14 protein-coding genes and 1 other RNA gene are annotated in these 23,065 nt (G+C 41.2%); 6 read left to right on the top strand and 9 right to left on the bottom strand.

What is annotated here, in order from left to right; all coding sequences use genetic code 11:
• Positions 1-103: 103 nt before the first annotated feature.
• Together V7K49_RS21965 and V7K49_RS21960 are read right to left on the bottom strand one after the other, a co-directional pair.
• On the bottom strand, positions 104-2,689 hold the full coding sequence (locus V7K49_RS21965) for a GAF domain-containing protein (protein ID WP_335207449.1): 2,586 nt from the start codon (positions 2,687-2,689) through the stop codon (positions 104-106).
• 506 nt (positions 2,690-3,195) lie between these two features.
• Positions 3,196-10,311, bottom strand: a complete 7,116-nt coding sequence (locus V7K49_RS21960; RefSeq protein ID WP_335207447.1) for an AAA family ATPase — start codon at positions 10,309-10,311, stop codon at positions 3,196-3,198.
• A 180-nt stretch (positions 10,312-10,491) separates the two neighbouring features.
• Here V7K49_RS21960 and V7K49_RS21955 point away from each other — a divergent pair, with 180 nt between their 5' ends.
• The 3 genes from V7K49_RS21955 to pstS all read left to right on the top strand — a co-directional run bounded on the left by V7K49_RS21955 (position 10,492) and on the right by pstS (position 13,932).
• Positions 10,492-11,232, top strand: a complete 741-nt coding sequence (locus tag V7K49_RS21955) for a cytochrome c biogenesis protein CcdA (protein ID WP_334793790.1) — start codon at positions 10,492-10,494, stop codon at positions 11,230-11,232.
• Positions 11,233-11,298: 66 nt separating this feature from the next.
• Positions 11,299-12,699 carry a cytochrome c biogenesis protein gene (locus V7K49_RS21950; RefSeq protein WP_335207446.1) on the top strand — a complete coding sequence of 467 codons (1,401 nt, stop codon included), beginning with the start codon at positions 11,299-11,301 and terminating at the stop codon, positions 12,697-12,699.
• 153 nt (positions 12,700-12,852) lie between these two features.
• The gene (gene pstS, locus V7K49_RS21945) at positions 12,853-13,932 is read left to right on the top strand and encodes a phosphate ABC transporter substrate-binding protein PstS (protein ID WP_335207444.1); all 1,080 of its coding nucleotides are present in this window, start codon (positions 12,853-12,855) and stop codon (positions 13,930-13,932) included.
• Between the two features lie 18 nt (positions 13,933-13,950).
• Here pstS and queF read toward each other — a convergent pair whose 3' ends face one another.
• The 6 genes from queF to V7K49_RS21915 all read right to left on the bottom strand — a co-directional run bounded on the left by queF (position 13,951) and on the right by V7K49_RS21915 (position 16,337).
• Positions 13,951-14,361 (bottom strand): preQ(1) synthase, encoded by a 411-nt coding sequence (gene queF, locus V7K49_RS21940; protein ID WP_334870633.1) that lies wholly within the window; start codon positions 14,359-14,361, stop codon positions 13,951-13,953.
• Positions 14,362-14,444: 83 nt separating this feature from the next.
• Positions 14,445-14,843 carry a hypothetical protein gene (locus V7K49_RS21935; protein ID WP_273769104.1) on the bottom strand — a complete coding sequence of 133 codons (399 nt, stop codon included), beginning with the start codon at positions 14,841-14,843 and terminating at the stop codon, positions 14,445-14,447.
• A gap of 147 nt (positions 14,844-14,990) precedes the next feature.
• The gene (locus V7K49_RS21930) at positions 14,991-15,374 is read right to left on the bottom strand and encodes a phasin family protein (RefSeq protein ID WP_335207443.1); all 384 of its coding nucleotides are present in this window, start codon (positions 15,372-15,374) and stop codon (positions 14,991-14,993) included.
• 25 nt (positions 15,375-15,399) lie between these two features.
• An RNA gene (gene ffs / locus V7K49_RS21925) (signal recognition particle sRNA small type) lies at positions 15,400-15,496 on the bottom strand.
• 37 nt (positions 15,497-15,533) lie between these two features.
• Positions 15,534-15,800, bottom strand: a complete 267-nt coding sequence (locus V7K49_RS21920) for a YciI family protein (RefSeq protein WP_292767049.1) — start codon at positions 15,798-15,800, stop codon at positions 15,534-15,536.
• Between the two features lie 306 nt (positions 15,801-16,106).
• Complete coding sequence (locus V7K49_RS21915) at positions 16,107-16,337, bottom strand: hypothetical protein (RefSeq protein WP_335207442.1); 231 nt, start codon at positions 16,335-16,337, stop codon at positions 16,107-16,109.
• Positions 16,338-16,441: 104 nt separating this feature from the next.
• Between V7K49_RS21915 and V7K49_RS21910 the strand changes: the two genes are divergently transcribed.
• Entirely contained in the window at positions 16,442-16,990 is a 549-nt protein-coding gene (locus V7K49_RS21910; RefSeq protein WP_335207441.1) for a 2'-5' RNA ligase family protein, read from the top strand.
• A 146-nt stretch (positions 16,991-17,136) separates the two neighbouring features.
• On the opposite strand, the gene V7K49_RS21905 is transcribed toward V7K49_RS21910, so the two are convergent.
• The gene (locus tag V7K49_RS21905; RefSeq protein WP_335207440.1) at positions 17,137-17,295 is read right to left on the bottom strand and encodes a hypothetical protein; all 159 of its coding nucleotides are present in this window, start codon (positions 17,293-17,295) and stop codon (positions 17,137-17,139) included.
• A gap of 164 nt (positions 17,296-17,459) precedes the next feature.
• Here V7K49_RS21905 and V7K49_RS21900 point away from each other — a divergent pair, with 164 nt between their 5' ends.
• Together V7K49_RS21900 and V7K49_RS21895 are read left to right on the top strand one after the other, a co-directional pair.
• A complete protein-coding gene (locus V7K49_RS21900; protein ID WP_335207439.1) occupies positions 17,460-20,366 on the top strand; it encodes an AAA-like domain-containing protein in 2,907 nt (968 codons plus the stop codon).
• Between the two features lie 158 nt (positions 20,367-20,524).
• Positions 20,525-22,873 carry an AAA-like domain-containing protein gene (locus tag V7K49_RS21895; RefSeq protein ID WP_335207438.1) on the top strand — a complete coding sequence of 783 codons (2,349 nt, stop codon included), beginning with the start codon at positions 20,525-20,527 and terminating at the stop codon, positions 22,871-22,873.
• Positions 22,874-23,065 lie beyond the last annotated feature (192 nt).

Genomic DNA, 23,065 nt, shown 5'->3' with positions numbered 1-23,065 from the left:
ATGGCCTCACTTGTTGAACAAGTACCCCGTATTGGTAGGCTCAATAAAGTTGTTCATGCAGAAGAACAAATTGCAGCTTTGATACATACTTATCTAACGCTACTTATTTTTCCAGAAATGTCCAGACTCCTTCATCCCAATCTCCATCTGTTGGAGGTGATTGTAACCAATGCTGACAACGCAACAGATGTAACATAGCAGCTTTATCATGCTTGTCTGCGGCCAAAACTTTGGCAAACTCGGCTCTAGCAAAGGTAAACTGCTGCTTGAGGTAATACTCGCGTCCTTTATGATAGTGCTCAATCACTTGCAGTTTTTCGCTTTCAATGGAATCAGAACGCAAACCTAGTAATTCATATATGGCTACTGGCTCATTTCTGCCTTTGACACGAATGTAATCTAGTTCCCTAGCCCAAATATGATCTTGGCATGGTTTAAAGGTGTTATGGCTAATAATAATATCGCAACCATACTGTTTACTAACACTTTCTAGTCTGGAGCCAAGATTAACACCATCGCCAATAGCGGTAAATTCCATCCGCTTACTAGAGCCAATATTCCCACTAATCACGGTATCAGAGTTGATGCCAATGCCGATTTTAATTCCAAGCTTATCATCTGCATAGCGACGTTGATTAAATTCGTGCAGGCGATGGCGCATTTCTAAGGATGTTTGCACTGCCATCCAAGCGTGGTTTTCTAAGGGTAGGGGAGAACCAAACACAGCCATGATGGCGTCGCCGATGTATTTGTCAAGAGTACCTTTATGTTTAAAGACTGCCTCCACCATTGATTCAAAATATTCATTGAGCATACTCACCACTTCTTCTGCCTCCAAGTTTTCCGTCAAAGTGGTGTAGCCGCGAATATCGGAAAATAAAATTGAAACTTCTTTACGATCGCCTCCTAGTTTAGCGTCATCTAGTTTCAGCAATTCTTCGGCTAATTCTTGGGTCATGTAACGGTACATCGTACTCTTGAGCCGCTTTTCATCACTGATATCTTCCATCACTACCAGCGCCCCACGGATCTGCTCTTGGTCGCTAGCATCGGCAATTGTATTAATCGATAAATTAATACTATGCTGTTTGATACTAGTGCTTAAAAGTGTGCGATCGGGGTAATATTGCTGGCGACCTTTTAAGTCAACTGCGTGTAAAGCATCCTGATACCACTTGCTAAAGTCACCTTCTTTGATGCCGATCGCATCAGTAACTAATTTACCTTCTAAACGGTCTTCTGGCCCCAGTCCTAGCAAACGTTTGGCACTTTCATTGGCGGCGATAATTAATCCAGTTTTATCAGTAGAAACTACTCCATTGGAAAGACTACGCAGAATATCCCGTTGCATTTGTTCTTGTTGCTTGACTGTGGCAAACAACTGGGCATTTTGCAGCGCTACTCCCGCTTGAATATTAAAAGCTTCCATAAATTCTTCATCGTTGCGGTCAAAGCTAGCTTGGAAGCAGTCGGGAGCTTTCGGCCAATCAGCTGGATTATAATGGGGAAAATCTCCTGATTTCTTTTTATTTACGAGTTGGGTAACGCCAATTAGTTGTTGATCGGCGTTAAACACTGGCATACAAAGTAAGTTACAGGTGCGATAGCCATTTTGCTGGTCAATTTGTTTGGCTGTCTCCGAGTCAGGATGGTCATACAAATCAAAGGCAATATTCAGTTTCTTGCCAGAAACCGCCACTAAACCAGCAAAGCCTTTACCTACGGGGACTCGCAACTCCTTAGTTGAACCATCATCCTGGGTGATTTTCGTCCACAATTCATGGCGATCGCGGTCTATTAACCATAGGGTACTGCGATCGGCATTCATCAGTTCCTTGGCTTCATCCATCACCCGCTTCAGGGTGTCTTCTAAGTCGAGACTGCTTTGAGAGAGGGATTTGATCGCCTTCATCAGCGCCGCCACTGCTCTTTGTTTTTGGGTAGCTACATAAAAAGAGCGCGAGGATTCTAAAATTAGGCGAATCGAAGGGGCAAATTCTCGAAATAATTCTTCGTCAGCACAGATAAAACCTTTGGTATCAATGCGCTCTGCAAGTGGAGCATCGTGATTATTCCCAGATTTTAATTTATTCAGTAATTGCACTACCGCAACTAATTGCCTATGTTCATTCAACAATGGCAAAGCCAGCATGGTGTAGGTGCGATAGCCAGTTCTTTTTTCTTGTTCTTGGGCAAAATGCGATCGCGGGTCATTATAAAAATCAAAGGGAATATTGATAACTTGCTTGAAGGTGGCGACTTCCCCTGCAATACCTTTATCAGCCGGGATGCGAATTTCTAAAGAGCGATCGCCCTCCCCCTCAGCCAGAATTGACCAAAGTTCTTGTTTTTCTTCATCCAATAAAAATATCGTCGTCCGGTCTGCCCCCAGTAATTCCCCGGTTTTTAAGGTAATCGAATGCAACATTTCTTGCAGAAGAGTTTCAAACCCCTGAGAATCCAGCATTGACAGGGTTTGATGGACAATCTGTAATTTTTGCTCGACATCCTTAACGACCTGTTTAAAAGTATCCTGAGTCAGGGGAGCAAGAAACGTAGAAAAAGTTCCTTGTCTTGTGGCAAGAGCACCTACAGGAGCAGAATTTGCTTGTAATTCGCGGTTTTCTTGGTTGTGAACACCAATAATCATATCGGCGGTCTCCCCACAACTTCCTTGATACACTGACATAATCGGTATTTTATATAGCAGGATAAGATTTTAGATTTAACAATGAAATTAAATTTATGTAAGTGGTGCTAAAAGCAACAATTGTTTGATATTATCCATAGTTTAATCGCTTGTTTAGCTAGCGTCATCCTGTGGAGTCAGGTGGAAGTCAAGCAATTTTGGATAATGGAATTTGTCGATAGCGCAGCGTAAAGCCTGCGGCATGGCAACTCTTAGAGACGCTCTTGCGTTCGCTTAGAGCGAGTCCGCGAGCGTTGGATTTGAAATTTGGGATAATATGATGTCCGGGCAATTAAGCATAATACTCCCAAGCCCAAAGAGCCAAGCTGCGCTTGAGCTAACCTAAGAGCCTGCTCTTAAGGGCTGGAGGTGGGGTGAATTTCATTTTCAAAAAATTTATTTATTTTTGTAATAAATTTAAGGGACTTCCAGTTAAAAAAACATCCCATCGTAGGGGCGCAAGGCCTTGCGCCCCTACTACAAATGTACAAATAATTTTGGATAATTTATTTTTGTAATAAATCTAATAACGCGATCGCCTTTACCAATTCCTCTGGATCTACAGGCTTGGAAATATGCTGTTGAAATCCGACAGCGATCGCTTGCTGCTGATCCATCTCACCAGCATAGGCAGTTAAAGCGATCGCTGGAATTGTCCCGCCTTGCTCTGGTTTTAGACTCCTCACCTGTCGCATCAGCATGTAACCATCCATTTCTGGCATCCCAATATCGCTGATGATCAGATTTGGCTGGGATTGACTCAGTGCAGTTAAAGCTGCAATGGCTGAGGTTACGGTGATCACAGTTGCACCATACTGCTCTAGCATGAAGGACAAAAATTCTCGCATATCTGCATCATCATCCACCACGAGAATCTGTAAGCCAGACAAGGGTGAGGACTGATCTGCCAGAAGTGAGGAGCTATCTTTTGCATCCTTGATTCCTTTGCTTTCATCCTGTAAGCATGGAAGTATGACGGTGAAAGTTGCTCCTTGTCCTTCGCCCAGGCTTTCTGCTTGAACAGTTCCCCCGTGAAGTTCTACAAGATGCCGGACGATCGCTAATCCTAAACCTAAACCGCCAAATTTTCGAGTTGTGGCACTATCTGCTTGACGGAAATAATCAAAGACATAAGCTAAGAACTCAGGTACAATCCCCTTCCCTGTGTCAGTTACATAGATTTTTACCTGTAAACCAACCTGCTCTAATTTAATTTTTACCTGTCCCCCAGTGGGAGTAAACTTAATGGCATTGGAAAGGATATTCCAAATGACTTGTTGCAATCGATTGGTATCGCCTAAAACTTGCCCGACATCAGATTCAAGAATTGTCTGAATCTCGATGGATTTGGCCTGTGCTGATAAACGCACTGTCTCGATCGCAGCTTCAATGACTGATACCAAATTAATCGGGTAGAAGTTGAGATTAAGTTTACCCTGAAGGATGCGGGAGACATCGAGCAAATCTTCAATCAATTGGGTTTGTAACTTGGCATTGCGCTCAATGGTTTCGAGGGCGCGATCGCTTGTTAATTGGTCAAGTTTGCGGGTTCGCATCAGTTTTGTCCAACCCAGAATTGGGTTAAGCGGTGTTCTCAGTTCATGGGACAGCACGGCTAAAAATTCATCTTTGATCCGGTTTGCTGATTCAGCAGCGTTTCGCGCCGTTCGTTCGGCTTCGTAAAGATGGGCGCGAGCGATCGCTTGGGCGCATTGTTGAGCAACAGCCAAGATAAACGCTTGATCTTCTCCACTAAGTAGTTGAGGCTGGGCAAATCCCAAAGTTATACCTCCAACTGCCCAACCTTCTACCATCAATGGAATAGAAATCCAGGGATCAATGTCATATTGAGTATAAATTTTAACTAAATGAGGGTAACGAGCTATCTGATTTTGTCTCGCTTGTGCCCAAATAGGTTGCCCAGTCCGCACGGCTTCTGCTAGGGGAAAGGGTAAATCTATGGCAAAATGCCGCCAAGTGTCCAGCAAATCTTGGTTATAGCCAACCGCACGCACAATTTCCAGTTCAGTTTTGTTTTCATTCAGCAAAGCGACGAGGGCTGAACTAGCTCCCAAGGCAGCCATGCTCTGCTCGACAATGACTTCAGATACTTGGGCTGGTGTCAGCGATTCTGAAAGGGCAGATGTGATCGACTGGAGACGGGCAATTCGCTCTAATGCTTGCTCTGCTGTTGTTTGTGCTTGCTGCGCTTCTTGGTAAAGGCGGGCATTATCGATGGCGATCGCAGCTCGATGGGCAACATCTTCCGCCAGTGACAAGTCAGCTATGCTGTAACGACGTTCTGATTCAGCAGTCACAAAGGAAATTGCCCCAAAAATTCTTTTCCGTGCCATCAAGGGCAAGACTATACATGACTTTAAACCAAGTTCACGCAGAATCCGCAGATGTTCTGGATCTTGGATGGCTGCTGCTAGGGCTGCATCTGAAATTTCAGTTACCATTTCTGCAAGTCCTGTACGCAGCACCTTAGCCACACCTTCAACTGCATCCAAATCTCTGGGATAACGCTGATAGAGTTCCCAGGCGAGTTTCACTTTCTCTGGATCTCGGTGGGCAACTGCTACTTGATTAATTGCTTGATTGTCTTGCAGGAGATTAACACTGCACCAATCGGCGAAGTAGGGCACAACCAGGTTTGCCACGCTTGTTAGGGTGCTTTCGTAATCGAGGGAAGAGGCGAGTGTTGCACTGACTTGAGCCAAAAACGCTGCTCGTTGCTGATCGGCTTCTGCTTCCAGACGGGCGGTTTGCTCTTGAATCAGTTGAATACGTTTGGCTTCAGATTGTTTGCGATCGGTGATATCAAGCACAACACCACTCATGTGTGTGGCTTTACCTGCTTCGTTGAAAAAGGCTTTTCCCCGGCAGGCTAGGTAGCGGATGCTGCCGTCATTCCAAATAATTCGATATTCTAAATCATGCTCCACGCCTTCGTTAATCGCTCGACTCAAAGATTGAGCCAGCAATGCGCCATCATCTGGATGCAGACGAGCTAAAATTGCTTCGGAGGTGGCAACAAAGGTTTCAGGTGTTAGCCTAAATAGTTGATAAGTTTGCTCATCCCAGTCAAACTGATCGTTGGTAATATCCCAACTCCAAACACCGATTTGGGCAGACTTCAACGCCAGGTTGAGTTGTTCTTTGCTGTTTTCTAAACCTTGATAAAGATGAGCATTTTCTAGAGAAATGGCAATTTGAACTGTCAAAATCTCCAGTACGGCAAGTTTATCCTGTGTAAAAGCGCTGGGGATGAGATTGTTTTCTAAATATAAAATCCCAAGTAGTTTCGACTGACGGGCGATCGGCAAACAAAGTATAGATTTAGGTTGCTTTTGGATTACATACTCATCTCTAGAAAACAGATTCTGCTCAGTGGCATTCGGCAAAATCACTGTTTCTTGAGTTCGCTGAACATAATTCAGGATAGATTGAGGAATAACCTCTGAAATGTCGCCTTCTAATACGGGTCGATAAATATTGGGCTTTGCTGCCTGGGGATTAACCTTAGCTTCTACTTCTATTACCATATTTTGCTCGGTTTCAAGCAACAAATAACCGATTTCTGCTCCTGCTTGCTCGATGACAATCTGCATTAATGTCTTCAACAACCGTGAAAGTACAATTTCACTAGATATTGTTTGAGATGCTTTAACAACCGATAGAAAGTCTAGGTGTTCACCTGTGGTAAAAAAGGTTCCGTTAGAGACAAGCTGTTGTCGTGGCAATAGCTGAGGATAGGATTCTTCGAGGTGCTTGACTTTAGCAGATGCCTCCCAGCGCCCATAGGAATTTTTAGCTGCTTGCAAGTAGGTTTTGGCAATTAATTCAAACTTCCGCTCTAAGTAAAACTTAGCGCCTAGCTCATTAGCCAAAGCTTCATATTGCACAAATCCTTGCTCACGGGCTGAGGCGATCGATTGCTCATACAGGCGCATTGCTTCCAAGTCCCGACCTTCAATTCGAGCTATTTCAGCAGCTACTAATTGAGACTTGTGTAAAAAGTTAGCCGGACAGTGACTTGCCCAGTATTGCAATTGCTGCTGATGGGATTCTAGGGTTTGTAAAAACTGTTTTTGCTCTTGAAAAGAGCCTGTTGGATAAAGAGCAGTTAGAGTTAGTGAGTAATAGAAAATATAATCTGTTTCAATTGGTAATGCCAGTGTTGTAACTGGAAGCTTGGATAATTTTAAGGTGGAATTCAGGGCTTCTGCATACTGTCCATAGGTAAAAAATATAATTAATTTAATAATGTGATAAAAAATAATTCCACTAATAAAACCTGCATCTTTAATCACAGACAATGCGCGTAATTCATCAAAACTATCATCATTTAGAGTCAGATTTAGGTGAGTGAGTCCACGTAGATTCATCAGTAGCATTTGCTGTAATCTGATTGTCTCATAGACCGCCTCATGTTTAGACTGGCGGGCAAAGGTAGTGTATTTTTCTAGAGATTTGTATGTATCTGAAAGTGGAGAGCCTAACTGGATAATTTGCCAAGAGCTTTGATAGCCGTTGTAGTTCGCCATCGTCACATCGCCTGCTTCCACACAGCCGATAAATCCCCGTTCTAAAAAGGGAATATCAGTGGCAATATGGTTACGCCAAACGTTGATATGACTTCCATGAATGTACAGAACAGTCCCTCGAAGTTTCAAGTCATTCAACTTTTCATTTAATTGAATTGTCATCTGAGAAAATGCGTAGCCTGTAGGAATATCATGGAAGATGGAAACTAACAACATGGCGTACATGCTGTAAGCAAAACAAGAATCTTCGGTATTACCAAACTTGAGTGAGTAGTTAACAGCTTTAAGTACGACTAACGGAAAGAGATCAGGTCTACCGAGATAAGTAGGTGGACCCAAAGTTGTCAACAGACTAATTAATGTCTTAATATTGGGGTCTCGGATTAGCGGAGCATTAATTAAATCAGAGATTTGTCTATTACCTAAATTTATTAATATCTGGTTTTTTTCAATTGCGATCAGCGCTTCTCTACTGCGCTTCGCGATCGCAGCTTGCACTTGCTCATTTGGATCAGGGAATGTCACGCCAAAAAGTTTTAAAGCTTCTAATCCCAGTGTCAGCGCCTCTTCATACCTACCTGCAACTTGGTAGAGTCGAATTTGCAGCATATATATGTTGGCTTTTTCCACATGAGATTCTGCTTTGAGCAATAGTAGCTCAAATAATTCTTCTGCTGGCTCTAAATTACCTGTTAAAAATTCACACTCAGCCTGTTCTTTAAATAGAGTAAATGTTTGCTCATATTGTTCAATCCAGGCATTCTCAGCTAAAAGATTCATGGCAACGCTAAAAAATATTTTAGCAGGAGTGTAGGCTGTGGAGGCTTTTGCCTTCTTACCAGCGATTAAATTCAATCGTACCAATTCATCTTTTTCTGTCTGTTCACTTATCAGATTCACAGCGAGATTGAGTTGATTGACTAAATCAAAAATTTGCTCGCTCACTTGTTCAGGACTAGCATTTTTGAGCAAAAGTCGCCCAATCGTCAGGTGAACTGCCAACTTTGATTCATCGGCAATTAAGGCGTAAGCAGCTTGTTGAACTCGATCATGGTAGAAACGATAGTTTTTCTGGGTACTTTCATCTGACTCAATGGGGATAATTAATCCTCTTAAAATTGCTTCAACAAGTGCATTTGCCGTTTTCTCAATAGATTGTTCACCAACGATCGCTAAAACTTCTAAATCAAAACGATTACCAATACAGGAGGCTAACTTAAGCACCTGTTGAGTTGGAAGTGGCAGTTTTTGCATCCGCCCAATCATCAAACTGACAATATTATCTGTAATGCCTTGGGCTTCAATCTGAGCTAGATTCCATTGCCAAACACCATGTTGGCGATCAAAATTCAGCAGATTTTCTTGATGCAGTGTTTTTAGAAATTCATTTACAAAAAAAGGATTACCGTCAGTTTTTTGAATAATCAATTGAGCAAGAGGTTCTACTCGTTCTGCTGAACTATGCAATGTATCAGCAATCAACTGATTTACATAAATAAGATTCAAGGGAGTCAGGATAATTTCAGTTATTCTTGCACCATACTGGCGAACCTTCTCCATCATCAAATTTAAGGGATATACAATATCTATTTCGTTATATCGAGCCGCCAAAATGAAGCAGAGATACTGGATAGTAGAGCCAGTAATAATAGTTTGAATCAAATTTAAAGTAGCGGTATCTGCCCACTGCATATCATCTAAGAAAATAGTGAGTGGATGCTCTTTTTGAGCAAAAACGCTGATAAAGTTCTGAAACACCAAGTTGAATCGATTTTGAGATTCAGCAGGTCCCAACTCTGGTATATGAGACTGTTCTCCAATGATTAGTTTAAGTTCTGGAATTAGATCAGCGATTAGTCTACCATTGTTCCCTAATGCTGCTTGTATTCGCTTTTTCCAGGTGGTAAGTTTATCTTCAGACTCAGTTAAAATTTGCCGAACAAGTGTTTGAAAAGCTTGAACAATGGTGGAATAAGGAATATCTCGTTTGTACTCATCAAACTTACCACAGATAAAAACCCCACGTTCTTTGACAATCGGCTTGTGAATCTCTTTCACCAGAGAAGATTTTCCAACCCCAGCATAGCCAGAGACAAACACTATCTCTGGTTTTCCTTGGCTAACAACTCGCTCAAATGCTTGGAGAAGCTTGGCAATTTCTTGTTCTCGTCCATACAATTTCTGGGGAATTTGAAAGCGCTCTGAGATATCTTGCTCACCCAAAACAAAGGATTGGATTTCTGTGGTTGTCTGCAATTGCTCTAAGCACCGTTCCAGATCAAATTGCAAACCTAAAGCGCTCTGATATCTCTGTTCTGCAACCTTGGACAGCAATTTTATGATGATCTCACAAAGCATTTGGGGAATATCAGAGTTTAGCTTTTTCGGCGATGGCGGAGATTTGGCGATATGACAATGCACCCACTCTAAGGGGTCTTTGCCTTGAAACGGTAGCTGACTTGTGAGCATTTCATAGAAGGTGACTCCCAGTGAATACAAATCGCTGCGATAGTCAATCCCTCGATTCATCCGCCCGGTTTGCTCAGGTGACAAATAAGGTAAACTACCTTCAATGCAACTGGAACTGCTAACCCTTTGCTGCTCATAGGGAATGAAAGTAGCAATTCCAAAATCGGCAATCTTTACCTGATTAGTTTCGAGGTTAACTAAGATATTTTGTGGCTTAATATCTTTGTGAACAATGTGATGGCTGTGAATTTGGGCGAGTCTGCTGGTGATTTCAATAGCAATCTTCAAAAATGGAATAGGCTGTTGAAATTGGTCTAGTAACAGGTCAAGCGATCGCCCCCCAAAATCCTCCATAATTAGATAAGGGATTCCCTGGTGCATCTCTAAGGCGTAGGCTTTGACTGCTGCTGCAATGTTTAACCTTTGAGCGATCGCATACTCATGTCTAAGTTGCTCAATATTATTGGGTGTACACTGTTCTGGACGTAGCCCTTTGATAATTACCGGACACTGATCTTTAACCTTGATTCCACGATATATGACTGCTTTTACCCCTGCTTTTAACAAAGCGACAATTTTAAATCCAGGTAATGCAATCATCATGCCAAATACTCCAGGCGTACTTCTTCAGGGATAATCCAGATTAATTGTATTTTAGATACATTTCCTTGGGCAGATTAAATTTAGATAATATTAGGTTACGATAACCAGTTCTGCTGACTCATAAACCAAAAATAAGCTAAAATTCAAGCAGAGTAAGCATTTCCCGCTCATAAACTCCCCATGCTTGATAACCTGCAAACCCAAATTTACCAACTAGAACAATTTGCCAACAGCCTCGTTTCTAACCAACTGACACACCTGAGTGTGGCAAGTATTGGTATCATCTTTGCAGCTGGCTTGCTCACTAGTCTCACACCCTGTATGCTTTCTATGCTGCCAATTACCATTGGTTACATCGGTGGTTATGAAGCCAAAAGCCGTTTGCAAGCAGCTGCTCAATCAACTTGGTTTGCTTTCGGATTAGCAACTACATTGGCAGGATTAGGGATCATAGCAGCTTTTGTGGGAAAAGTCTACGGTCAAGTGGGAATTGGTTTGCCGATTATCGTCAGCATTATCGCCATTCTCATGGGGCTGAACTTACTGGAAGCACTACCTCTGCAATTTCCATCCTTGGGTGAAACGAATTGGATTTCGCCAGATTTACCAGCAGGATTGCGTTCCTATTTGCTGGGGCTGACTTTCGGCTTAGTGGCATCCCCTTGTAGCACGCCTGTTTTAGCTAGCTTACTAGGTTGGATTGCCAATACACAAGACTTAATTTTAGGCGCTGTTTTGCTACTTTCTTACACAGGCGGTTATGTAGCACCATTGATTTTGGCGGGTACTTTTACAGCTTCAATTAAAAAGTTACTGGAATTGCGTCGCTGGTCTGGTTGGATTAACCCAGTCAGCGGGGCGCTATTGGTAGGATTCGGTGTATTTTCCTTAATTTCTCGGATTCCCCTTGGCAGTTTTTAATTTCAATCCTTGATAGTGCCTGATTGAGATTTATATTAGCAATACACTTGTAATATTTTACACATTATGACTAGAGAAGATTCAGCGGGCAAAGAATTAAAATGGTGGGCAGTACCTGGGCAATTCTTACGGCAGGAGCTTTTGCCTGTACTGACCAACTTACGACTAGCGATCGCACTATTTCTATTGATTGCAATCTTTAGTTCCACCGGAACTGTAATTGAGCAAGGTCGCTCACCCGCATTCTACCAAGCCAACTACCCAGAACATCCAGCTTTATTTGGTTTCTTAACTTGGAAGGTAATTCAGGTAGTTGGGTTAGACCACGTATATCGTACCTGGTGGTTTCTGGCATTACTCATCTTATTTGGCACTAGCTTAACTGCTTGTTCTTTTACTCGTCAGTTACCAGCCTTAAAAGCTGCCCAGCGCTGGAAATATTACGAAGAACCCCGGCAATTTCAAAAGTTAGCTTTAAGTGCAGAACTAGATACTGGTTCTTTGAATTCTCTGAGCCAAATATTACAGAAACGCCGCTATAAAATTTTTCCAGATCAAGAAAAAGAAAATCTTCTCTATGCCCGCAAGGGAATAGTCGGACGCATCGGCCCAATTATCGTTCATATTGGCATCGTAGCTATTCTGCTAGGCGGAATTTGGGGGGCGATGACTGGGTTTCTTGCTCAAGAAATGGTTGCCAGTGGCAATACATTTCAGGTAAAAAATATTGTGGATGCTGGCCCTTTAGCAGCAGCCCAAGTTCCGAAAGATTGGTCTGTGCGAGTCAATCGTTTTTGGATTGACTACACTCCATCTGGCGGCATTGATCAATTTTATTCGGATATGTCTGTCTTGAATAATCAGGGAAAGGAAGTTGATCACAAGAAGATTTTTGTCAACGAGCCTCTGCGCTATCATGGCGTCACTTTCTACCAAACTGATTGGGGAATTGCAGCTGTTCGCGTCCAATTTAACAACAGCCCGATTTTTCAGCTACCGATGGCACAATTGAACACGAACGGTAACGGGCGCATTTGGGGAACGTGGGTTCCGACTAAACCGGATTTGAGTGAGGGTGTCTCCCTGTTAGCCAAAGACTTGCAAGGGATGGTATTAATTTATGATCCCACTGGCAAACTCGTTGATACTGTCCGCACTGGGATGTCCACCCAAGTCAATGGCGTGAAGCTGAAAATTCTGGATGTGATTGGTAGCACTGGCTTACAAATTAAAGCCGATCCAGGCATACCAATTGTTTACTCAGGGTTTGGCTTACTAATGCTGGGTGTGGTGATGAGTTACTTCTCCCACTCGCAAATATGGGCATTGCAAAAAGGCGATCGCTTGTATGTGGGTGGCAAAACTAATCGCGCCCAAGTTGCTTTTGAACAAGAGGTTTTGGATATTTTAGATCGGCTGAGTTCACAGCCAAAAGGTGAGGAGAAAGAGACGCCAATTGAAGTTTAAAAGCAAAGCGGTGCAAAGTAAATCGCAGAGGAACGCAGAGGATTACTTTACGTTCCTTTGGGTTTCAAAGTTATTTACAATTAATTACGTCCACACGAATACAGATTGGGAAATTATTAGAGGTATTTATTAAACATTGGAACAAAGATTTCTATGTCTGCTCAAGTTCAATCCAAGGGACGCATTTACCTTCTACCCCTAATCGCTGTTTCATTGAGTATTGCTTCTTGCACTGCGGATCATAGAAACATCAAGCATGTTTCTATCGTTGGTGTCGGGGCAAGTTTTCCCGCGCCTTTGTACGAGCGCTGGCTTTCAGATTACAACCAGAAAAATCCCAATGTGGAAATTAACTATCAAGCTATAGGGAGCAGTACTGGAGTGCAACAACTCATCGAAGGTACTGTGGACTTTGCAGCTAGTGATGTGGGAATAACAAGTGAACAAGCAGCCAAAATAAAACGGGGAGTAATCGCTTTGCCAATAACTGCTGGTTCTATTGTCCTGGCTTATAACCTCACACAAGTTGCACAGCAGTCGCCTCAAGTCAATGTACCAACTACTCTAAGGCTACCACGGCAAGTTTACGTAGATATCTTCCTCGGAAAAATTACGAATTGGAATCATCCTAGAATAGCCGCAGCTAATCCAGGAGTAAGTTTGCCCAATTTACCGATTCAAGTCGTACACCGAACTGATGGGAGTGGGACTACGAGCGTGTTGACGCAACACCTAAGTGCTATAAGTCCAGAATGGAAAAGGAAACTTGGGGCTGGTAAAGCTGTAGCATGGCAAGTAGGAATTGGTGGAAAGGGTAACGAAGGTGTTACCGCCTTGATTCAACAGATACCAGGAGCTATTGGCTATGTAGAGTACGTTTACGCCAAACAAAATAAACTTCCTATGGCTGCTTTAGAAAATAAATCTGGTAATTATATTACGCCGACACCAAAATTTGTAGCTCAAACTTTAGAGGCAGTAAAATTACCCGCCAATAATTTAATTGCTTTTATCACCGATCCTACAGATGCCCAGTCTTATCCTATCGTCACTTACAGCTGGCTTTTAACTTATCACCAATATCCAAACCGAGTCAAAGCTCAAGTGCTGAAAAACTTTCTTGATTGGGCTGTGATTGAGGGGCAAAAATCCAGTTTGGAACTCGGATATATTCCTTTGTCTAAAAAAGTTGTGCTTCAAGTGCAATCTGCTGTCAATAAAATTGCTGAATAACGCTAATCAGTGATGATATTACTTTTGGTGACGGACTTCAACCACAGTATGTACATTACCGCGAGGCGTAAAATCTGCTTTCACCGTGACTTCCAACGGATCACAAGCAGCTACAAAATCATCCAAAATTTGATTGGCAGATTCTTCGTGAGAAATGTAGCGATCGCGGTAACTGTTAATGTAAAGCTTAAGCGCCTTCAATTCCACTACCCGCTCATCAGGCACATAGGTAACGTAAATTGTCGCAAAGTCAGGATAGCCGGAAAACGGACATTTACAAGTAAATTCCGGCAAAGTAATATTAATGTCATATCGCCTACCCACACGCGGATTCGGAAAGGTAATTAGTTTACCTTCGGCAATGTCGCGTTCGCCATACTTCATTTCTAGGCTTGCCTGGGATACACTTTCAGCTGAGGAATTACTCATAAGTTATTAAATATGATTATTTGCTAGTTTGGGCAAAGGAGGAGATGGGGAGACTAATAAATCGTAAATCCTTACTCAGCATCTCAATACTCTTCCTTCTCCCAGTCTGGACAATTCTCATCTTCACAACCGTGAGGATGCATGGCACAAACTAATAAATTACCACCATAAACCTGACCGTGGTAGTGAGTACAACCGATGCAGGCAGGATTTTTTTCGGCTGTGGGCTCAACTGAATAAGGAAAGCCTGGATCTACATCTGTTACAATGTCTTCCAGTTCCCAGTAAGCTTCCAACATTGGTTCAGCCAAATCCTGTAAATACTGATCGACTTCAGTGACAATGTTAGGGACTTGCTCGGTGATTTCTTCCGTTAGCTCAAAAAAAGCGTCTACCATTTCACTCATTCCCAGGAAGAAACGCTCTACTTCATCAGCCACTGTTTCGACGATTTCTGCTAAATCTTTTTGCCACTGTTCCATAAACTTGACGCCCTTACAGGCTATAAACAGGACGGTTTGTGTTATCTGGCTGGAAGCACTAGAGTACACATTAAGCAATGTATCTTACTCAAGTTTCTATCTGAACTGCCACTTATTACTAATATTTCGAGCAAAGAATATTTTTTATTAATCGCGTTGCAATCGTTTTAACTCATTTTGCAGGTCTAGCACTTCTTGGCGTAATTTATCCACATTCTCATCAGTTGCTCCCTCTTTCACCGTTGGTTCTTCATCTTCCTCTAAAATTTCAATGCGGCGAGGTTCAGAAGGGGGTGTTTTATCCGAGGTTTCAGCAGATGCTTGAGCCTGTTGGGCTTGCTTCATCATATCTTCAACGAAGCGGCGGGCTTCTTCTGTGTTCATTTCGCCCTTTGCCACCATTTCATCTGCCAGTTTTTGGACTTGCGATCGCACTTGGGCTAATTTCCCCCCTGCTTTCTCACCTGCGTAAGAAGCTAATCCAACACCGAGGTAAAAAGCTTTTTGAACAATATCTCCAAAACCAGCCATTGTTGCTGAACGCTCCTAAAAATAGGGCGACCCGGAGACTACGCCTATCACAAGCCTCCCGTGTTGCTGCTACCTTCCGGTTCTGACAAGATTTGGGTGTTGCAATCGCATAGATCCAGGTCTTCTAAAAGCATAACATTAAAAGTCAGTAAGTGTGTGTTATTCCATAACAATTCGCCATTCGTAAAGCTGATAGTTGACGCAGCCATGTTGCACCAATGGGTCATCAGCTACAATTGCTTCTGCTTCATCTTTTGAGGCTGCCTCAAACAGCAACATCCCGCCTCTTTGCTCTGCCCAGTAGCCTGTTCGCGCTTTGTGTCCTTTAGCAATCAAGTCCTGAATGTAGGCTTTGTGGGCAGGTACATATTGGTCAAAGGTAGGTTTATCGACTTTGCCCTCTTCAATTTTTACAAACCACGGCATTTGCTTTTTAACTCCAGTTGCAACAGACATCCTGCTTAAGTTATGACTATTTTTGAGTAGTAATTTAGTAGCAATATACACTAACTATAGTAATTTACTGAAGATTTAAAGGTCAAAACTATAGAAGAAGACGAATAAAGCCATCCTAGCGGCTCACATATGTCGCCTATTGTCTGCTAGCAGGCGACGCATCTGTGACTATTAGACCTCTAGGTGCGATCGCAGATCATCCAATGGAGATGTCGAGTTAGTGGGAATCAGTGGTTTTGTTGGTGTCGGCTTGTCAGGAAAAAATTCAAAGCGAATTCAGATTTTACCTTTTTGCCAGCCGCCACCCTGAGTTAGTAAAACCTTACAGTTCACGCCATTCGCAGCCCAGCCTTTAGCCTCATCCTCTTCTAATCTGGTCTTCTGAAATACCAAATTCGCCACAGTCTCCATCAATTCTTCACCTGTCAATGTTGAAGCCTCAGCAAAGTTAGCATCCTGAGCCATAGAAACAACATCCTCATCGGACAGAATAATTTGCTCGCTCATTTAGTTTTCTCTTTCGTCAACACAACATGACGGATCAAGCGCCAACTCGATCCGCCTTCCCTAAGTTTTCCCACTGACTACCAATTACTAAGGAATAAAATTAGATGAGCCGTTTTTTTGTCGCCCTTTTACCACCGCAAGACATTCAAGACTACGCCAACCAGATTAAACAGTACTTTGCCGATCACTATGCTAGTAGCGGGGCGCTAAAGTCTCCGCCTCATATTACCCTGCAACCGCCCTTTGAATGGGCAGATGCTAATTTGCCACTGCTAGAAGCATCCTTGGAGGAGTTTGCTAGTGGACAACAGCCAGTAGCAATTACACTCAGGGGATTTGATGCCTTTGTACCTCGTGTCATATACATCAATGTGGTCAGAAGTCAAGAACTTTTGACTTTGCAAACTGATTTAATGGCTTATACAGAAAGCAACTTGGAAATTGTTGACAAGGTTTCTAAAACCCGCCCTTTTGCGCCCCACATGACGGTTGCGTTTCGGGATTTAACAAAGCAAAACTTTAAAGCTGCTTGGCCAGAGCTTGAAAAGCGTCAGTTGCATTTTGAGTTTACTGCCGACAAATTAACGCTACTGCTTCACGACGGTAAGCGCTGGAATATTAAATCGGAGTTTGGTTTTTTGCCTACTGAATAATGAATAATGTATTACTCACCTCTTTTCTTATGACAATGGGTAAGAATTCATCCAATTTATCAATGGCAAAGAAATACTGGTAAAGACTGCTTGGCGCTGGGAGTTTGGGAGAGTACTGGAATATGCAAGTAGTTGAAGTGCGATCGCTAATCATTCCACTCAACCAGCATACCGTCCACAATCGCAATCCCCCACTGCCCAAATTTCGCCAGCAATTTCTTAATCACAATCCGCAAAGCAGGGTGATCTGCCCAGCACTCCATAAAAAACTCGAAGCCTGGGTTCTCTCTTAAAATCTCAGCCATCTTGAGTCTTTCAGTGGTTCAGGATGCAATGCAGACGTACCTGGTGGACAAGAACATTCTGCACCCTATGCGCTAAACTGAACTAGCGTCCAATAGGTTGAATAATTTTTGGCAAGACTAAAATAAGTTTATCAATTTGCCTTAAAAAGCATTTAAGTTACTCAATGGCTATTTTCTTTTCAGATTTTTTTGAAGTTTCACCGGACTTAATCGAGGAATATGGAGCTTTCAATATATCGCTCATCAACGATCTACCCTTATTCGTAGATCCATTTTTGCTGTTTAACAGTGAAAACCCAACCTATAAAGAGCTTCACGAAGATATCATACGCTATATGCGTTTTTTGAAGGAAATGTCTTTGTCAAGTGCGATTAATCCGCATTTAGTAGATGCATGGTTTACGTTTCCTGAAGTTAAGCAAAACTGGCTTGGATTCAGTCTAAAAGGCAATGAAGGTCATGGACTCGGAAAAGATTTTGCTAAGGCTCTGAACAAAAACTTAAATTCTGTATTTAGAAGTTTTGGCGAAGAGACAATTACGCGCAGTAGCCACTTAGAAAAATTATGCCTTGTTCGTGAAGGTGTAGGACGTGATAATATCAGTGACTTTACAACTAACCTCATAAAAAATTTTCTTGCTGCATACACTCAAGAATTTGTATTAAATAATTTATCTAAAAGTCAAATTAAGTCGATAACAATAAACAAGGTAAAATTTAATTATACTACCCGTAGTTGGACTTCTGCAAATTTTCAATTACCATACATTAATGGTGATTATATTCTTCTTACTCCCAAAGATATCTTAACGAAAGATGAGTCATGGATTAATAGACCAGAGCTTTTAGAGCGTTTTCAAGGAATTGCTGATGGATTACCGAACGAAGTCTTACGTGCTCAAGTCAATGAGTATCTTTTGCGAGTTATTCCTACGGATTCAAAAGCAAAAAAAAAGGAGATACAAGATGCTATTACTTTAGCAGTAGATAAATTTCCAGAGGTTATTGATCATTACATTCGGCTTAAAGAAGAGGAGGGCGATGAAGCAGCCTCTATTGCAGAAAAACGTGTTGCAGAGGTAAAAGCTCTTTTTGTTGAACAAATTGCTCAATTAGTGAATGAGTACCTAAAGCCAATTGGGTTTTATAAAAGCCCAGGAAACACATATTATGAGGCAAAAGAGCGAGTATTGTTTCTTAAAGATGTCATTGAAAATAAAGGTGGACATCGTTTTTGTTATGTTAATAATAAACCTCTCAGACGAGAAGTAGACCTTCAACGTATCTACCGTTTAACATGGTTTTCCACTCCTGATAATATAAGTAGAGAGGTAAATGATGGGTCTGAAACCGTCAATTTAAAAGTGTTCTGTGACAAGGCAGACAAGACGTTAGTTGAATTCAAACTTGGGAAGAATTCGCAATTAGAAAGTAATCTTGCCAAGCAATGCGAAATCTATGAGAAGTCTAGTGATTCAACAAATCCTCCATTGAAGGTAATATTGTATTTTTCAGAAAATGAACTTGTCAAAATAAACCAGATTTTGGAACGTCTAAACCTTAAAGATTCACCCCATATCATACTTATTAATGCTTTTGATGATAATAAGCAATCTGATCACTTATCCAATTCCCAATTTGATAGTCGGTTAATCAATAGTGACACAGTAAACGCTGGGAATATTGGCGACGACATTTGGAATATTCACATGGGGCAACAGCAGATGGCTTCAGACAATCCAGCACAATCACAAAACCAAAGAGAGCGATCGCAGCAAGAACAAGACTCACTCGAAAAAGCCTACGCACTCCAAAGCCAGAGGATTGCAAGGATACGAAAGGAATGGATTATTGAAACAGATCCATCACGCAAGTTTCAATATGAACACCAGCTTCAGTCAGAAGAACGCACCCTGAAGGAGCTTAATGACAAGTTAGATGCAATTGAACAACAGTTGCAAGCGACTGAAAACTCTGGAATGAGGGCGGAAGACAAGGACATATATATTGAACGAAAACCTCTGGTAAATAAGACAGTGAACTCTCCTCTAGCTATGGAATTAGAATATCCAGATGGATATGTGCCACTCAATTCACCTTTTTACATAAAACAAGATAGTCTGGAATCTACTTGTTATGACACTATATTAAAACCTGGATCATTAATTCGGATTAAAGCACCCAAACTGATGGGTAAAACTTCTTTATTAACTAGAATTCTTGCTTACGGAGAACAACATAATTATCAGTCAGTTTATTTAGATTTGGGTGGAATAGGTTTAGCACCATTTAAAAATCTTGATAGATTTCTACGTTGGTTTTGTGCAAAAGTCAGTGATGAGCTTAACCTAGAAAATAAAGTAGATGAGTCGTGGAATACGAACTTGCTAGGTAGCAATGATAATTGTACAGCTTACTTCAAAAAACATATTCTAACTAAGATTAATTGCCCTTTAGTTTTAGGCTTAGATGAGGTAGATCGATTATTTCCTTATAGTGAAGTACTAGAAGATTTCTTCGGAATGCTACGCTCTTGGCATGAAAAAGGGAAGACTTTGGATATCTGGAAAAAACTGCGGCTTGTACTAGCACATTCTACAGAAGTTTATATCCCTTTAGATATCCATCAATCCCCCTTTAATGCTGGAATACCTATAGAGCTAGAGGAATTTAATCAGCAGCAGATACTAGAACTAGCAAACAAACATGGAATGCAAGATGCACAGATATATTTAGAACAATTAAGGACAATGGTAGGAGGACACCCTTACCTGTTGCGTTTGGCCATGTATGAGATTGCAGCAGGAAAAATAGATTTTAATAATTTATTACAGTCAGCAACAACAGAAGCAGGTATTTATAGTAATCATTTACGCTCTCTATTAAGGATTTTGCAATCAGTACCAGAACTAGCCCAATGTTTGCAACGGGTGGTTAATTCCCAAGTCGGGGTAGAATTAGAACCAATGCAAATTTACAAATTGCACAGTTTGGGGTTGGTGCAAAGACATAATAATCATGTTACACCCCGTTGCCAACTGTATCGTGAGTATTTCCGCCGCGTTTTTTAAGGAGTTTTGAAAAGTGGTAGCAAATAACTCCGACTTCTATCAGATAGGTGCTAGTCTTTCCTCTGATGCTCCAAGCTATGTTCAACGGCAAGCTGATGATAAATTTTACAAAATAATTAAGAGAAGGAAAATTTTGTTATGTACTAAATTCTCGACAGATGGGAAAGTCGAGTTTACGGGTACGAACAATGCAAAGATTAGAAGCAGAAGGGACTGTTTGTGCAGCAATTGACTTGACAGGCATTGGGAAGCACAAGGTAACAATATCACAGTGGTATGGGGGGATTGTTTACGCTCTGGTAGAAAGTTGCCAGTTAGAAGAAAAATTTGATTTTGATTGGCAGATATGGTGGCAAGAACACCAAAAGACTTTAGATCCAGTCAGATGTTTGAGTTTGTTCATTGAGCAAGTATTACTCAAAAAGATTCAGCAACCGATAGTCATTTTTGTGGATGAAATCGATCGGGTATTGAGTCAGGATTTCTCTCTGGATGATTTTTTTGCTCTGATTCGGTTTTTTCAAAATCAAAGAGTTGATAAACCCATTTTTGAAAGGTTAACTTTTGCATTGTTAGGAGTCGCTACACCCAGTGATTTGATTACTGATAAAACCCAAACGCCTTTTAATATTGGCGAAGAAATTGAACTGCATGGTTTTCAGCTTGAGGAGATTCAACCGTTAATCAAGGGATTGCAGGGAAGGTTTGATAATCCTCGAAGAGTAATTGAGGAGATCTTAGATTGGACAGGAGGACAACCATTTCTCACCCAAAAGCTGTGTAAATTGATGGTTGACGAGTCTTTTAAAGACAATCCTTGTACCGTTTCGGAGCTAGTCAGAGCAAAAATTATTGACAATTGGGAATCCCAGGATAACCCAGAGCATCTACGAACTATACGCAACAGAATTTGCTCAGATGACCAACGAGCTAGCTATCTGCTGGAATTGTATCAGCAAGTTCGACAATCAGGTGAATTAGCTAGTAATAACAGTATAGAAGTTAGTGAATTACAATTATCAGGCTTAGTTGTTAAAAGGCAGGATAAATTAAAAGTTTATAACCATATTTATCGGGAAATATTTGATTCTAATTGGATTAAAAAACAATTAAATAACTTGCGTCCTTATTCTGAAAACTTTCGCTTTTGGGTAGCTTCTAGAGGTGCTGATGAATCACGGCTGTTGCGAGGCAAGGCATTGCAGGAAGCCGATGAATGGGCGAGAGACAAGAATTTAAGTTACCAAGATAAGCAGTATTTAGCAGCTAGTAAAGAGAAAAAAATTCAAGATGAGATTACTGCTCAAGAACAAGAAGCAGCTTTATCAAGAGAGAGGATGGATAAGGAGGCAGCAGAAGCAAGAAATCAATTGCTCAGTGAGGCTAATAAGAAAGCTCAACGACGAATTAGTATTGGAATTGTCGTTTTGGTTTTAGCAATATTAGGAGCAGCGACTACCGGGCTATCGTCCAGAAACCAAATGAAGAAAACTCAAGAGGAAGTCGAAACTGTTAAGCAATTAAATAAACTAGCTGGAGAATTAGAAAATAACAGTAAGTATAATTCCGAAGAAGTTACATTTGATTACAACGAAGCTTTAAGGCTATCTGCCTTATCTTTTAATATTAATAATCACTCGTTGAAACAAGCATTAGTATTTGTTGCTGAGTCTCAAGTATATCAACAGCTTAAAAAAATGAAAGAAGCAGAACAAGAAATTAAGGAAAGCCAAAAAAATTTAGAGGCAGCTGATCAAGAAGCTTTCGACTCCAGTCAGGGCTTACAAATTCAAGTTTTATTCCAGAAAACTCACGGTAGTTTATTAGCTCACAACAAAAAAAATCATCAAGCTATAGAGTCTTATAAGACAGCATTTAAGATTTTGAAAAATTATCCGAATGAGACTAATTTTACTAAAAATAATCAGTTGATTACAGCCAAAAATATTGAATCAGTTCATCGAGATTTAATTAAACTTATCTCTCAAAATAATATAGAATCGGAATTGAGAAAAGAAGTTGAAGCATCTTTCACTAAACATTTATATACTCAACTAGAAGATTTTTTGAAGGTCAAAAATTGGGAGTCAGCTGATCGACAAACAGATCAACTCATGCTTAATCTTGCTCAAAGAGAAAAAGAACAGTATTTAGATATCGACTCTATTAATAATTTTTCTTGTCCAGACCTGAAAAGAATAGACCAGCTTTGGGTCAATGCAGACAACCGTTTTGGCTTTAGTGTGCAGAAAAAGATATGGATTAGCACTGGGAATAGACTGGTGATAAAACCAGAAGACTGGACGGAGAAAGATGTTGAAAATTATCTTCGGTTTGCCAAGACAGTTGGATGGTATGAAGGTGACTTCGTGGGGTACAACAAACTGATGGAGCGTATAAAACAAAACTCAACTAAGTATAGGGGCAGCCTACCATTCATAAAGTTCAGCAATCGGCTTTTCTTTTCTGATGCGCGAAACCTTCTTCTCTCGCGCTGCAACTTGTAAAGTTTAACATTTAAGGCTTTCAGAAGTTTGTAAACATTTATTTCAGCCGACTTTTCCACGCAGTAATCAATATTTTATAAATCTGATACCTAGCACTGATGGCTGATAACAATTCGCCTGGATAAATTTTGTTGCTACCTCATGCACCTCCGTACTTTCAGTCACCCTCTGCTTGTTCCAAGGTAAACTTAT

The sequence above is a fragment of the Nostoc sp. genome (assembly GCF_036919675.1).
Lineage (GTDB): Bacteria > Cyanobacteriota > Cyanobacteriia > Cyanobacteriales > Nostocaceae > Nostoc.
The sequence above is the reverse complement of the archived record's forward strand: the minus strand, read 5'-3'. Positions and strand labels throughout refer to the sequence as shown.

Bases quoted from the DNA above. Each gene is read 5' to 3' on its own strand.
- V7K49_RS21895 (WP_335207438.1), top strand. From the start codon at position 20,525: ATGGGAAAGTCGAGTTTACGGGTACGAACAATGCAAAGATTAGAAGCA.
- V7K49_RS21915 (WP_335207442.1), bottom strand. From the start codon at position 16,337: ATGAGCGAGCAAATTATTCTGTCCGATGAGGATGTTGTTTCTATGGCT.
- V7K49_RS21950 (WP_335207446.1), top strand. From the start codon at position 11,299: ATGACTAGAGAAGATTCAGCGGGCAAAGAATTAAAATGGTGGGCAGTA.
- V7K49_RS21965 (WP_335207449.1), bottom strand. From the start codon at position 2,689: ATGTCAGTGTATCAAGGAAGTTGTGGGGAGACCGCCGATATGATTATT.
- V7K49_RS21955 (WP_334793790.1), top strand. From the start codon at position 10,492: ATGCTTGATAACCTGCAAACCCAAATTTACCAACTAGAACAATTTGCC.
- V7K49_RS21900 (WP_335207439.1), top strand. From the start codon at position 17,460: ATGGCTATTTTCTTTTCAGATTTTTTTGAAGTTTCACCGGACTTAATC.
- V7K49_RS21960 (WP_335207447.1), bottom strand. From the start codon at position 10,311: ATGATGATTGCATTACCTGGATTTAAAATTGTCGCTTTGTTAAAAGCA.
- queF (WP_334870633.1), bottom strand. From the start codon at position 14,361: ATGAGTAATTCCTCAGCTGAAAGTGTATCCCAGGCAAGCCTAGAAATG.
- V7K49_RS21920 (WP_292767049.1), bottom strand. From the start codon at position 15,800: ATGCCGTGGTTTGTAAAAATTGAAGAGGGCAAAGTCGATAAACCTACC.
- pstS (WP_335207444.1), top strand. From the start codon at position 12,853: ATGTCTGCTCAAGTTCAATCCAAGGGACGCATTTACCTTCTACCCCTA.
- V7K49_RS21935 (WP_273769104.1), bottom strand. From the start codon at position 14,843: ATGGAACAGTGGCAAAAAGATTTAGCAGAAATCGTCGAAACAGTGGCT.
- V7K49_RS21905 (WP_335207440.1), bottom strand. From the start codon at position 17,295: ATGGCTGAGATTTTAAGAGAGAACCCAGGCTTCGAGTTTTTTATGGAG.
- V7K49_RS21910 (WP_335207441.1), top strand. From the start codon at position 16,442: ATGAGCCGTTTTTTTGTCGCCCTTTTACCACCGCAAGACATTCAAGAC.
- V7K49_RS21930 (WP_335207443.1), bottom strand. From the start codon at position 15,374: ATGGCTGGTTTTGGAGATATTGTTCAAAAAGCTTTTTACCTCGGTGTT.